This is a genomic window from Streptomyces sp. NPDC037271 (assembly GCF_055603605.1).
Window position 1 is genome coordinate 622,069 of the sequence record NZ_JBVJVN010000002.1, and the last position, 13,030, is coordinate 635,098.

At 71.3% G+C, this 13,030-nt stretch carries 12 protein-coding genes; 1 reads left to right on the top strand and 11 read right to left on the bottom strand.

The features are described 5' to 3' along the window. Nucleotides 1–7: 7 nt before the first annotated feature. The 5 genes from ACZ7G3_RS07480 to ACZ7G3_RS07500 all read right to left on the bottom strand — a co-directional run bounded on the left by ACZ7G3_RS07480 (nucleotide 8) and on the right by ACZ7G3_RS07500 (nucleotide 4,214). Complete coding sequence (locus ACZ7G3_RS07480; RefSeq protein WP_426602349.1) at nucleotides 8–853, bottom strand: carbohydrate ABC transporter permease; 846 nt, start codon at nucleotides 851–853, stop codon at nucleotides 8–10. Further along, nucleotides 850–1,842, bottom strand: a complete 993-nt coding sequence (locus ACZ7G3_RS07485) for a carbohydrate ABC transporter permease (protein ID WP_470923890.1) — start codon at nucleotides 1,840–1,842, stop codon at nucleotides 850–852. Before ACZ7G3_RS07485 ends, ACZ7G3_RS07480 begins: the two co-directional genes overlap by 4 nt. Then, on the bottom strand, nucleotides 1,839–3,137 hold the full coding sequence (locus ACZ7G3_RS07490) for an extracellular solute-binding protein (protein ID WP_470923891.1): 1,299 nt from the start codon (nucleotides 3,135–3,137) through the stop codon (nucleotides 1,839–1,841). The genes ACZ7G3_RS07485 and ACZ7G3_RS07490 overlap by 4 nt, the downstream gene beginning before the upstream one ends. Nucleotides 3,138–3,323: 186 nt before the next feature. Further along, nucleotides 3,324–3,611, bottom strand: a complete 288-nt coding sequence (locus ACZ7G3_RS07495; protein WP_398130873.1) for a DUF3039 domain-containing protein — start codon at nucleotides 3,609–3,611, stop codon at nucleotides 3,324–3,326. A 30-nt stretch (nucleotides 3,612–3,641) separates the two neighbouring features. Then, on the bottom strand, nucleotides 3,642–4,214 hold the full coding sequence (locus tag ACZ7G3_RS07500) for a YqgE/AlgH family protein (protein WP_426602347.1): 573 nt from the start codon (nucleotides 4,212–4,214) through the stop codon (nucleotides 3,642–3,644). Between the two features lie 235 nt (nucleotides 4,215–4,449). On the opposite strand from ACZ7G3_RS07500, the gene murA reads away from it, so the two are divergent. Further along, complete coding sequence (gene murA / locus ACZ7G3_RS07505) at nucleotides 4,450–5,796, top strand: UDP-N-acetylglucosamine 1-carboxyvinyltransferase (protein ID WP_470923894.1); 1,347 nt, start codon at nucleotides 4,450–4,452, stop codon at nucleotides 5,794–5,796. A gap of 78 nt (nucleotides 5,797–5,874) precedes the next feature. Here the strand turns inward: murA and ACZ7G3_RS07510 are convergent, their stop codons facing one another. The 6 genes from ACZ7G3_RS07510 to ACZ7G3_RS07535 all read right to left on the bottom strand — a co-directional run bounded on the left by ACZ7G3_RS07510 (nucleotide 5,875) and on the right by ACZ7G3_RS07535 (nucleotide 12,909). Next, nucleotides 5,875–6,156 (bottom strand): HU family DNA-binding protein, encoded by a 282-nt coding sequence (locus ACZ7G3_RS07510; protein ID WP_004987462.1) that lies wholly within the window; start codon nucleotides 6,154–6,156, stop codon nucleotides 5,875–5,877. Nucleotides 6,157–6,507: 351 nt separating this feature from the next. Continuing rightward, nucleotides 6,508–7,923 (bottom strand): NAD-dependent malic enzyme, encoded by a 1,416-nt coding sequence (locus ACZ7G3_RS07515; RefSeq protein WP_426602345.1) that lies wholly within the window; start codon nucleotides 7,921–7,923, stop codon nucleotides 6,508–6,510. A gap of 417 nt (nucleotides 7,924–8,340) precedes the next feature. Continuing rightward, entirely contained in the window at nucleotides 8,341–10,677 is a 2,337-nt protein-coding gene (locus tag ACZ7G3_RS07520; RefSeq protein WP_470923896.1) for a HelD family protein, read from the bottom strand. Between the two features lie 81 nt (nucleotides 10,678–10,758). Beyond that, a complete protein-coding gene (locus tag ACZ7G3_RS07525; RefSeq protein WP_426602343.1) occupies nucleotides 10,759–11,538 on the bottom strand; it encodes an anti-sigma factor family protein in 780 nt (259 codons plus the stop codon). 71 nt (nucleotides 11,539–11,609) lie between these two features. Next, nucleotides 11,610–12,134 (bottom strand): sigma-70 family RNA polymerase sigma factor, encoded by a 525-nt coding sequence (locus ACZ7G3_RS07530; RefSeq protein WP_052412023.1) that lies wholly within the window; start codon nucleotides 12,132–12,134, stop codon nucleotides 11,610–11,612. Nucleotides 12,135–12,318: 184 nt separating this feature from the next. Further along, nucleotides 12,319–12,909: a CGNR zinc finger domain-containing protein gene (locus ACZ7G3_RS07535; RefSeq protein WP_470923898.1), complete on the bottom strand. Its 591-nt coding sequence runs from the start codon at nucleotides 12,907–12,909 to the stop codon at nucleotides 12,319–12,321. Between the last annotated feature and the right edge of the window lie 121 nt (nucleotides 12,910–13,030).

Genomic DNA, 13,030 nt, shown 5'->3' on the forward strand with positions numbered 1-13,030 from the left:
TCAGTCCTCAGTCCTTCACCGCTCCGCCGAGGCCGGAGACGAGTCGTCGTTGCACGAGTACGAAGAAGACCAGCACCGGAATCGTCATCACCGTGGAAGCGGCCATCACTCCGCCCCAGTCCGGGTCGTCCGGCTTGTAGAAGACCAGCAGCGCCATCGGCAGCGTCGACTGGGAGGTGTCGCTGATGATGAACGACTTCGCGAACAGGAAGTCGTTCCAGGTCGAGATGAAGGAGAAGACGCTGGTGGCCACCAGCCCCGGGAAGACCAGCGGGAAAAGGATCTGCCACAGAAAGCGCGCCCGGCTCGCCCCGTCGATGTAGGCGGCCTCCTCCAGGGCCTCGGGCACCGCTTTCACGAAGCCCCGCAGCATCCAGATCGCGAACGGCAGCGAGAAGGCGATGTGGGGCAGGATCAGCGAACCCAGCGTGTTCAGCTGGCCGAAGTCCCGCATGAGGAAGAACAGCGGAATCGTGAGCGCCTCCACGGGCACCATCTGGGCCACCAGGAACATGATCAGCAGGGTGGTCCGGAAACGGAACCGGAAACGCGTCACCGCGGTCGCCGCGAGGAACGCGATGAGCGCCGAGGCGATCACGACGGTGCCCGCCACCAGCAGGCTGTTGAGGAAGTAGCGTCCGAATTCCTGCTGCCCGAAGACCCGCCGGAAGGAGTCCAGGGAGGGCGCCAGGGTCCACGGCCGCGGCTCACTCGACTCGATCTCCCCTGCCGGTCTGAAGGCGCTCAGCACCATCCAGTACAGCGGGAAGGCCACCACGACCGCGATCAGCAGCGCCGACACCTCGGCCGCCAGCCGCCACGGACGGCGCACCCGCGCGCGCGGAAGATTCACAGCTCCTCCCCCTGGCGGCGCAGCAGCCGCAGGTAGACCAGCGTCACGGCGAGCAGGATCAGCAGCATCACGACGCCGATCGCGGAGCCGAGGCTGTACTGCGAGGACGCGAACGCCTTCTGGTAGGCGTAGACGTTGAGGACGAGGTTCTGGCCGGCGATGCCGCCGCCGTTCGTCATGACGTAGATCTGGGTGAAGACCTTGAAGTCCCAGATGACCGACTGGATGGTGACGACCACCAGGATCGGCCGGAGCATCGGGGCGAGCACCGACCGCCAGATGCGCCACTGGGAGGCGCCGTCGAGCGCGGCGGCCTCCAGCACCTCCGCCGGGACGGCGCGGATGCCGGCGTAGACGGTGACCATGACGAACGGGAAGGAGCACCAGACCACTTCGAGCAGGACGAGGGCGAAGGCGCTGTAGCGCCCGTACGTCCAGGAGTGGTCGCCGAGCCCCAGCATCCGGTTGACGGGCCCGAAGTCCGGGTCGAACAGCAGCAGCCACACCGTCGACCCGGTGACCGCGGGGGTCGCCCACGCCCCGAGGGCGGCGAGCATCAGCGCGAGCCGCGGCACGGCACGCACCCGGGTGAGCAGCACGGCGAGCGCGCACCCGACGGCCAGCGTCGACACGACGCAGGCCGCCGCGAACACGACGGTGGCCAGCAGCACCCGCCAGAACTCGCCGTCTCCGAACAGCTCGGCGTAGTTCCCGAACCCCTTGAAGGTGGTCGGTTCCCCACCGGACACCTGGGCCTGCGTGTACTCCAGGAAGGAGATCAGCCCGAGCTGGTAGACGGGGTAGACGAGCAGCCCGCCGAGGACCACGAGCGCGGGGGCGAGATACAACCAAGGAACACGGGAGGAGCGTCCAAAGGGGCGCGGGGCCGTCTTGGATGTGCGGCTACCGCCGCCTGGGCGCGACAGGCCACTACGGACCCGCGGCCGCGAACGCACCGCACCCCCCGGGCTACTGGGCACCCCCGTCACCCGGCGGAGCCGAACGCGTCGTCCATCTTCCGGGCCGCGTCCCCGGCGGCGGCGCCCACGTCCTTCTTGCCGCTGACCACCTCCTGGAACAGGGTCGGCAGCACCTGCGACGAGTCGATCGCCGCCCAGGCGGCCGAGGCCGGCACGAACTTCGTGCCCGCGGCGAGGGTGTCGACGAACGGCTTCACGAACGGCTCCTCGGCCGCGACCCGCTGCCGTACGTCCGTGAAGGTGGGCAGGAAGCCCATCGCGTCGAACAGCTCGCCCTGCGCCCGCTTCGACGCGAGCCGCTTCATCAGGTCGACGGCGAGGGTGCGGTGCGAGGTGCTCTTCAGGACGCCGATGTTGTTGCCGCCCGCGAAGGCCGGGGCGATCGAGCCGGGCTCGGCTCCGGGCAGCGGCACGACCGCGTACTTGCCCTTCGCCTTCCCGGCCTCCACGGCCTGGCGGCTGAAGTCCCCGCCGATCGCCATGGCCGCCTTGCCGGAGGCGAAGGCGGTGACGGTGTCGTTGCCGCCCATGCCGGCGCACTTGGCGGCGGGGCAGTTGTCGTCGCCGAAGAGGGACGTGTACGCCTCGATGCCCTTCTGGGCGGCGGCGCTGTCGATCGCCGAGGCGTACGAGCCGCCCTTGCCGGTGGCGAGTTCGCCGCCGTTCGCCCAGATGAAGGGCATCGCGCCGTAGGTGTAGGCGCCGCCGACCGCGATGCCGTACAGGCCGGGCTTCGCGTCGCGGATCTGCTTCGCGGTGGACGCCAGTTCGTCCAGCGACTCGGGGGGCTTCAGGCCGAGTTCGTCGAAGACGTCGGTCCGGTAGTACAGGGCGCGGACTCCGACGAAGTAGGGGGCGCCGTAGATCTTGCCGTCCACGGTGACGGACTGCCGGGCGGTGGGGTCGGTGTCCTCGGCCTCGTCCCAGGCCCCGAACTCCTCGGTGACGTCCAGGAGTCCGCCGTCCTTGACGTAGCCGGCGGTGTCGGTGTTGCCGTACTCGATGACGTCGGGGGCGCTGGCGGGGTCGTTGAAGGCGGCCTTGATGCGCTGGGCGCGGGTCTCGACGGGGATGTACTCGACGTCGACCTCCGTGTCGTCGTGCGCCTTCTCGAAGCCGGCCAGGACGGCGTCGACGACCTTCTCCTTCGGCTTGGTGTTGACCTCCTGGAAGAGCCAGACGCGCAGCGTGCCGCTCTTCTCGTCCTCGCCGGAGGAGGAGTTGTCGGACGTCTGGGGGGCGCAGGCGGTCGCGGTGACGACGGCGGCGGCCAGCAGTACGGCCAGGCGGGGGGCGAGCTTCATGGAGTGTTCCTCCGGGCGTGCGTTGCAGCATATGCAATGACGGTTTCGCTCTGCACAACAAGCAGGAGGGTAGGGAGTACATGAACATGTCCACAAGAGGTCTCGACCGGTTCGTGACGCACGAAGGCCCCCGGAGCGCGCGCGGGCACGCTCCAGGGGCCTTGGGGACCTCGGTCGGGAGAGCTGCTACTTCTTCTTGTCGCCGCCCTTGCCCTCGTCACCGCCGCCGCTCATGGACTCGTAGATCTCCTTGCACATGGGGCAGACCGGGTACTTCTTCGGGTCGCGGCCCGGCACCCAGACCTTGCCGCACAGCGCCACGACGGGGGTGCCGTCGAGGGCGCTCGCCATGATCTTGTCCTTCTGGACGTAATGGGCGAAGCGCTCGTGGTCACCGTCACCGTGGGAGGTCTGCGGCGTCGGCTCTACGAGGGTCCCCGTACCAGTCCCGCGCTCGGGCTCGAGAGTGCTCATAACCGCCAAGGGTACTGAAGCTCACACGCTTCAGTTGAGAGACGGGTCGTCCGGATACGTCGCCACCATCGCCAGTTCGCCCCGCTGGCGGCGCAGCACCTCGCGCCAGAGTCTGTCGGGGACCGGGCAGGACACGTCGCCGGGCTCGGACTCGACCACGTACCAGGCGCCCTCCGACAGCTCGTCCTCCAGCTGGCCGGGGCCCCAGCCTGCGTACCCGGCGAAGATCCGCAGCGCCCCCAGGGCGGGGGCCAGCAGCTCCGGCGGCGCCTCCAGGTCGACCAGGCCGATCGCGCCGTGCACCCGGCGCCAGCCCAGCGGCGCCGCCTCTCCGGCCGCCCCGCCGGGGACGACGGCGACGCCCAGGGCCGAGTCGAGCGACACCGGGCCGCCCTGGAAGACGACGCCGGGTTCGCCGGTCAGGTCGGCCCAGCCCTCCAGGATGTCGCCCACGCCGACCGGCGTCGGGCGGTTGAGGACGACACCGAGGGAGCCCTCCTCGTCGTGGTCGAGAAGGAGCACCACCGCGCGCTCGAAGTTCGGGTCCGCCAGTGCGGGTGTTGCCACGAGCAGCCGCCCTGTGAGCGAGGACACCTCGGTCATGCCAGACATGATCCCGCATGTTCCCCTCCCGTGGGGAGGCAATCGGGGGCACGGGGGTGAACGCGGACGCCGCGCGCGCCCCGTCGCGGTGACCGCACGTGCCCACCGGGGAACGGTTCGTGTTGTGACACACCTATGACGTTGTCCGACCGCGCACGGGCTTACTCCAGGGGGGTGCGAGGCGATTACCCTTTCCCTTCTGGCCCCTGCCCAACCCCCACGGAACGCGAGATTCATGACCGTCAACGGCGCTGATGACGTACTGCTTGTCCACGGCGGAACCCCGCTGGAGGGCGAGCTCCGGGTCCGCGGTGCGAAGAACCTCGTGCCGAAGGCCATGGTGGCCGCCCTGCTGGGCAGTGCGCCGAGCCGGCTGCGCAATGTGCCGGACATCCGCGACGTGCGGGTCGTACGCGGACTGCTGCAACTGCACGGGGTGACCGTCCGTCCGGGCGAGGAGCCCGGCGAGCTGGTGCTCGACCCGACCCACGTGGAGAGCGCGAACGTCGCCGACATCGACGCCCACGCGGGCTCGTCGCGCATCCCGATCCTGTTCTGCGGCCCGCTGCTGCACCGCCTCGGACACGCCTTCATCCCGGGTCTGGGCGGCTGCGACATCGGCGGCCGGCCCATCGACTTCCACTTCGACGTGCTGCGGCAGTTCGGCGCGAAGATCGAGAAGCGGGCGGACGGCCAGTACCTGGAGGCCCCGCAGCGGCTGCGCGGCACGAAGATCAACCTGCCGTACCCGTCCGTGGGCGCGACCGAGCAGGTGCTGCTGACGGCCGTACTGGCCGAGGGCGTCACGGAGCTGTCCAACGCGGCCGTGGAGCCGGAGATCGAGGACCTGATCTGCGTCCTGCAGAAAATGGGCGCGATCATCGCGATGGACACCGACCGCACGATCCGCATCACCGGTGTGGACGAGCTCGGCGGCTACACCCACCGTGCCCTCTCGGACCGCCTGGAGGCCGCCTCCTGGGCGTCGGCGGCGCTGGCGACCGAGGGCAACGTCTACGTCCGCGGCGCCCAGCAGCGCTCGATGATGACGTTCCTGAACACCTTCCGGAAGGTGGGCGGCGCCTTCGAGATCGACGACGAGGGCATCCGCTTCTGGCACCCGGGCGGCCAGCTGAAGTCCATCGCCCTGGAGACGGACGTGCACCCCGGCTTCCAGACGGACTGGCAGCAGCCCCTGGTGGTCGCCCTGACGCAGGCCACGGGCCTGTCCATCGTCCACGAGACGGTCTACGAGTCCCGTCTCGGCTTCACCTCCGCGCTCAACCAGATGGGCGCGCACATCCAGCTCTACCGCGAGTGCCTCGGCGGCTCCCACTGCCGCTTCGGCCAGCGCAACTTCCTGCACTCGGCCGTCGTGTCCGGCCCGACCAGGCTGGAGGGCGCCGACCTGGTCATCCCCGATCTGCGCGGCGGGTTCTCGTACCTCATCGCCGCCCTCGCGGCCCAGGGCACCTCCCGGGTGCACGGCATCGACCTGATCAACCGGGGCTACGAGAACTTCATGGAGAAGCTCGTGGAGCTGGGCGCGAAGGTCGAGCTGCCGGGCAAGGCGCTCGGCTGACGGCACGGACCCGCGCCGACGGCGCGCGGACATGAAAGGGGCGGCCACCCGCAGGTGGCCGCCCCTTTCACATCAGGGTCACTTGCCCTTCGCGGCTTCCTTCAGCTTGGAGCCCGCGGAGACCTTGACGCTGTAGCCGGCCGGAATCTGGATCGGCTCGCCGGTCTGCGGGTTGCGGGCGGTGCGAGCGGCACGGTGGGTGCGCTCGAAGGTCAGGAAGCCGGGGACGGTGACCTTCTCGTCGCCCTTGGAGACGATGTCGCCGACAACCTCGGCGAACGCGGCCAGCACGGCGTCGGCGTCCTTGCGGGTCACCTCGGCGCGGTCGGCCAGCGCGGCCACCAGCTCACTGCGGTTCATGTTGTTACTCCCGTGTTCTTCTTGCCGTTGAGGCGTGCCACGCGGCGGAGCCGCATGTTGGGCACAGCGATGCCGATGCTGCCAGGGCCCTCGGACATTCCCCGGACCCGGGTCGGTCGTCAGACCCTCGCGCCCAGGGAGGCATCCTGCCTCCACCTGCGGCGGTAAAGCCAATCCGGCACCCCCAGGAGTCGTGAGAACACCCTTGGGAGTCACACGATGAGAGGGCCTGAGCCTTGCGCAACCCTAGAGGGCGATTCAAGGCCCCACGCCCCACGACGCGCCGGAGGGGCGGCCCGCCGTGGTGATCCTCACCACCACGTCACAGGCCGCACACACTCCGTCCGGCTGCTACGCCACCACTCCGGCGGCCTTGGCCGCGTCCCGCACGGCACCCGCGACGGCACCGGCGACCTTGTCGTTGAAGACGCTGGGGATGATGTAGTTCGGGTTGATCTCGTCCTCCGTCACCACGGCCGCGAGGGCCTGCGCGGCGGCCAGCATCATCTCGGTGTTGACCGTCCGGGACTGGGCGTCCAGCAGACCGCGGAACACACCGGGGAAGACCAGCACGTTGTTGATCTGGTTCGGGAAGTCGGAGCGGCCGGTGGCGACGACCGCCGCGGTCTGGCGGGCGACGGCCGGGTCGACCTCGGGGTCGGGGTTCGCGAGCGCGAACACGATCGCGCCGTCCGCCATGGCGGCCACGTCCTCGCCGTCCAGGACGTTGGGGGCCGAGACGCCGATGAAGACGTCGGCGCCGTGCACGGCCTCCTTCAGGGTGCCGGTGAGGCCCTCGGGGTTGGTGTTGTCGGCGATCCAGCGCAGCGCCGACTCCGGCGCGGCGTCGACGAGGTCGGCGCGGCCGGCGTGCACGACGCCGTGGATGTCGGCGACGACGGCGTTCTTGACGCCGGCGGCGAGCAGCAGCTTCAGGATGGCCGTACCGGCCGCGCCGGCACCGGACATGACGACCCGTACGTTCTCGATGGGCTTGTCGACGACGCGCAGGGCGTTGGTCAGGGCGGCGAGGACGACGATGGCGGTGCCGTGCTGGTCGTCGTGGAAGACGGGGATGTCGAGGGCCTCGCGCAGCCGGGCCTCGATCTCGAAGCAGCGGGGCGCGGAGATGTCCTCGAGGTTGATGCCGGCGAAGCCCGGGGCGATGGCCTTGACGATCTCGACGATCGCGTCGGTGTCCTGGGTATCGAGGCAGAGCGGCCAGGCGTCGATGCCGGCGAAGCGCTTGAACAGGGCCGCCTTGCCCTCCATGACCGGCAGCGCGGCCTTCGGGCCGATGTTGCCGAGGCCCAGCACCGCCGAGCCGTCCGTCACGACCGCAACGGAGTTGCGCTTGATGGTGAGGCGGCGGGCGTCCTCGGGGTTCTCGGCGATCGCCATGCAGACGCGGGCCACACCGGGCGTGTAGACCATGGACAGGTCGTCACGGTTGCGGATGGGGTGCTTCGACGCCATCTCGATCTTGCCGCCGAGGTGCATGAGGAAGGTACGGTCGGAGACCTTGCCCAGGCTGACGCCCTCGATGCCGCGCAGCTGCTCGACGATCTCCTCCGCGTGGGAGGTCGAGCCGGCCGCGATCGTGACGTCGATACGGAGCTTGTCGTGGCCGGAGGCCGTGACGTCGAGGCCGGTGACCGAGCCGCCGGCGGACTCCACCGCGGTGGTGAGCTGCGAGACCGCTGTCCCGCCCGCGGGCACCTCCAGTCGGACCGTCATCGAGTAGGAGACGCTGGGCGCCGTTGCCATGGCCGACTTCCTCTGCTTTCACCGTGTAACTGCGTTGTGCCGTCCGATCGTCGCACCTACCACTGAGTACGTGGTAGCCACCCCGGGATTGCGAACTTTGTGTTCGCGCGCCGTCCACCATCGGTGAGGACACTTTCGGAAAACTACTTCCACCATACGAGAAGTAGCGGGTCGACGGAAGAGGGAAACCGGCCCGGGAAAGAAGCCCGGGGGACGGGAATCGTCTTGCGGGGATCGTTTGTTACCTTGGACGTGGCACCGGCCCGATCCAAGCCCCCGGGCCCAACCTTCGTCGCTACGAGCGACCACTTGCCGCGAGGCGAGCATGGCGGGTCGGTGCCACCTAAACGAAAGACGAGAGGCCCGCGCCGTCCGACGGCGCGGGCCTCCCGCATGTCCGGGGTCCGTCCCGGCGCCTCAGTCGCGCAGCAGGTCCGGCACCCCGGCCGCGTCCGGCTCGTCCCGCTCGCAGGAGACGACCGTCAGCTGCTGGGTGGCCCGGGTCAGGGCGACGTACAGCACGCGCAGGCCGGCGGGCGACTCGTCGGCGATCTCGGCCGGGGAGACGACGACCGTGGCGTCGTACTCCAGGCCCTTGGCCTCCAGGCTGCCCAGCGCCACCACGCGGTCGCCGAGCCCGGCCAGCCAGCGCCGGGCCTCCTCGCGGCGGTTCATGGCGACCACGACGCCGACGGTGCCGTCGACGAGGCCGAGCAGCCGGGCCGCCTCCGCCCGCACCGACTCCGCGAGACCGTCCGCCGCCACCGCGAAGCGCGGCTCCACGCCCGTCGACCGCACCGCCGTCGGGGACGGGGAGCCGGGCATGGCGAGGGCGAGCACCTTGGCCGCCAGCTCGGCGATCTCCGCCGGGTTGCGGTAGTTGACGGTCAGCTCGAAGCGGCGGCGCGGACGGGTGCCCAGGGCCTCGTCGCGGGCCGCCGCCGCCTCGTCGGGGTCGGACCAGGAGGACTGCGCCGGGTCGCCGACGACCGTCCACGTGGCGTGCCGGCCGCGGCGGCCCACCATCCGCCACTGCATGGGGGTGAGGTCCTGGGCCTCGTCGACGATGACGTGCGCGTACTCGGTGCGTTCCTGGGCGAGGCGCTCGGCGCGCTCCCACTGGGTCTCCTCGCGCTGCGGCATCAGCTCGTCCAGGCCGGTGAGCTGGTCCAGCGGGTCCAGCTCGCGCCGCTTGCGGGGGCGGGCCGGGGTGCCGACGATCGCCTGGAGCTCGTCGAGCAGGGCGATGTCGTGCACGGAGTGACCCTCACGCCGCAGCGAGCGGGCCACCTTGCGGACCTCGCCCGGGTTGAGCACGCGGCGCGCCCAGCGGCCCAGCCTCCGCTCGTCCGCCATGGCCGCCAGCACGGCCCCGGGGGTCAGCTCCGGCCACCAGGCGTCGAGGAAGCCGGTGAAGGAGTCCTCGGAGCTGACGTCCTCGTCGAAGGAGGAGCGCAGCTCGGCGGCCAGCTCGGGGTCGCTGTGCCGGGTACCGGCGCCCGACTTGGCCCACAGGGCGTCCAGGAGCAGCCGGCGGGCGCGGGGGCGCAGCAGGTTGACCGGTGCGGTGCCGCCGAGGACGGTGCGGCGGATGCCGGCCAGCTCCTCGGCCTCCAGTTCGAGCCGCCGGCCGAAGGCGACGACCCTGAGCAGGGACGGCGAGTCGCTCGGCTCCAGTGCCCCGCGCGCGGCCCGGCGCAGCACCCTGAGCATGCGGGAGGAGCCCTTGGCGCGGGCGGTGGCCGGGGAGTCGTACAGCGTGGCCTCGGCGCCGTCGACCAGGGAGCCGATCGCGCGGATGGCGACCTGCCCCTCCTCGCCGAGGGAGGGCAGCACGCCCTCGGTGTACGCCACCAGCAGAGGGGTCGGCGAGACGATCAGGATGCCGCCCGCGTACCGGCGCCGGTCCTGGTAGAGCAGGTACGCCGCCCGGTGCAGGGCGACGGCGGTCTTGCCGGTGCCGGGGCCGCCCTCGACGTACGTCACGGAGGCGGCGGGGGCGCGGATGACGAGGTCCTGCTCGGCCTGGATGGAGGCGACGATGTCCCGCATGGAGTGCGTACGGGCCTGGCCGAGGGCGGCCATCAGGGCGCCGTCGCCGACGACGGCCAGCTCCTCGCCGTCCAGGCGGGCCGTGATCTCGGGCCGCATCAGGTCGTCCTCGACACCGAGGACGCGCCGCCCCTTGGAGCGGATCACCCGGCGGCGCACGACCCGGCCCGGGTCGACCGGCGTGGACCGGTAGAAGGGGGCCGCGGCGGGCGCCCGCCAGTCGATGACCAGCGGGGCGTAGTCCTCGTCCAGGACGCCGATGCGGCCGATGTGCAGGGTCTCGGCGATGTCGGCGGTGTTGTCGGGCCCGAGGGCGCCCTCGGCGGGCTCGACCGCCGTGTACGCGCCGTCCGGGCCCTTCTTTCCGTCCTTGCCGAGGAGCAGGTCGATCCGGCCGAAGAGGAAGTCCTCGAACTCGTTGTTCAGGCGGTTGAGGTGGATGCCGGCCCGGAAGACCTGCGCGTCGCGCTCGGCCAGCGCGCCGGGCGTGCCGACGTGGCCGCGCTGCGCGGCGTCGTGCATGAGGAACTCGGCCTCGTCGATCTTCTCCTCGAGGCGGCGGTACACCCGGTCCAGGTGTGCCTGTTCCACGCTGATCTCTCGGTCCCGTACGGAGTCCTCCCGTACGGAGTCGGGTACGGCTTCCCCCGCGGCGCCGTGAACCGAGTCGACCGCTGAGTCCTGCTGAGCCTGTGCGGCCACCGGGCCCCCTTCTGACGTGCTGGGCAGCCGTCAAAGGTACGCGAAGGGGGCGCCGGAAGCTACGCCGGTACCGCGGCGGGCCTACGCGTCCACCTCCACCAGACGCTCCCCGTCGAAGGTCATGACCTCGAAGTGGTCGATCTCGTTGGGGTCGAAGGCGGCGCCGCCCTGCACGTAGAGGGGTTTTCCGCCCTTGTCGCCGGCGGCGTCCGGAATGCCGTAGCCCCAGTCCGGGACGGACCAGGAGGTGACCGTCTCGCGTTCGCCGTTCTTGCCGACGGCGATCAGGGAGCACTTCTCGGGGCCCTTGAGGTTCTTGAGTTCCAGGACCGTGCCCGTGCCCCAGGGTTTCTTCTCCAGGGCCACGGTCGCGCTGACCCGGGTGGACGGGTCGGTCGCCGTGACGCGGTCGGGCAGGGCGGCGAAGGCGGACTCGGCGGTGCCCGCGGCCGGCCGCACCGCCTCGGTGCCGCGGCCACCGCCGTCACCGCCGCCTGCGTCGGTGGTCGCCACGGCGGCGAAGGGCCCGCCGATGATCAGCGCGGCCGCGGTGCCCACCAGGTAGAAGTTGCGGCGGCGTTTGCGCGCGCGGCGTTCGGCGACCTCGTCGACGAGCTTCTCCGCCAGCCGCGGGCTCGGCCGCGCCGTCAGCGACTCGGCGACCGCGGGCGTCCCGGCGCCCGGCAGGCCGGCGAGCGCGGCCATCATCGGCTCCATCCCGGCCAGCTCGTCGAGTTGCCGGGCGCACCATTCGCAGCCGGCGAGGTGCGCCTCGAAGGCGGTCGCCTCCGCGTCGTCCAGGATGCCGAGGGCGTAGGCGCCGACGGTCTCGTGCTCGTCCGGCGCCGGTGATCCCTGCATGGGGGCAGAACTACCCGTATCGCCCGGGCCGAATCCCCCGCCGAAACCCTGAACTCCCCCGTACCCGCTCATCACGCCGTCACCCCCCGCTCCTCCAGAGCCAGCTTCATCGAACGCAGGGCGTAGAACACCCGGGAGCGCACGGTGCCGCTGGGTATGCCGAGTGTCTGCGCCGCCTCATTGACGGTACGCCCCTTGAAGTACGTCTCGACGAGGACCTCCCGGTGGGCCGGGGTCAGGTCGTCGAGCGCGTCCGACAGCGTCATCAGCCACAGCGCCTTGTCGATCTCGTCCTCCGCGGGGATGACCTCCAGCGGCGACGGATCGACCTCCTGCGGCCGGGCCTGCCGGCTGCGGTGGCCGTCGATGACGATGCGCCGGGCGACCGTCACCAGCCAGGGGCGTACCGATCCGGTCGCACGGTTGAGCTGACCGGCGTTCTTCCAGGCACGGATGAGCGTCTCCTGGACGACGTCCTCGGCGCGCTGCCGGTCCCCCGCCACCAGACGCAGCACGTACGCCAGCAAGGGGCCCGCGTGCTCCCGGTACAGGGCGCGCATCAGCTCCTCGTCGGGCTCCGAGGACGACTGGGGCATGCGATGTCGGGCCCTCGCACCACGTTCACCGGCCACGACGGAATCCTTGCGCACGCCCACCTCCGATGTCCGGGGGTTCCCCCAGTCGGTCGCTCGCCCATTCGGTACGGACGTGAAGTCCGGGGCGTTCAAAGCGAGGTGACGGTTTCTCGGGGGCGGCGTGACGAACGGGGCGCGGAACGACTTATCGGGCGAGGGCGGCGCGGCGGCGGTGCCGGGCGACGCGCTCCCGGTTGCCGCAGAGCTCGCTGGAGCACCAGCGCCGGCGGCGTCCGCGGGAGGTGTCCACGTACACGATCGGGCAGTTGTCGCCCGCGCACTGCCTGAGGCCGGCCCGTGCGACGGGGTCGGTGAGCAGTTCCACCACGTCCCGGGCGAGGGCCCCGAGCAGCGCCGCGCACTCCGGCGGGCCGGTCAACTCCCGCACCAGCGCGCCGTCCTCGCCGCGGACCGCGCGCGGGGCCGGGGGTGCGGCGAGGGCGAGTCCGTTGACGCGGGCGAGGGCGAGGGCGTACGGGTGGGCGCCGGGCGCGGCCCTGGAACGGATCAGACGGGCGGTCTGGAGGCGCAGTTCGCGGAAGCCGGCCAGCCAGGACGCGTCGGCGTGGGCCAGCGGGGTGCCGGGCGGGACGAGCCCGGAGCCGGTGATCCAGGCACGCAGCACCTCGACGGAGGCGAGCCGCTCCACGGGGTGGGTGGTGGCGATGAGGTCCAGGCAGATCCGCCCGGTGTCGAACCGCAGCTCGTACGGGTCGGTGGCCGTACCCAGTGCCATGTTCCTGTCACCGCCTAGGGTCGCCCGGCGGAACGGGCCGGGAAGGGGAGCGGGCGGACCGCTCCCTCTACAGTGCCTGCCCGCCCCCGCGCCCGGAACCCCTCGTACCGCCTCCGGCCGG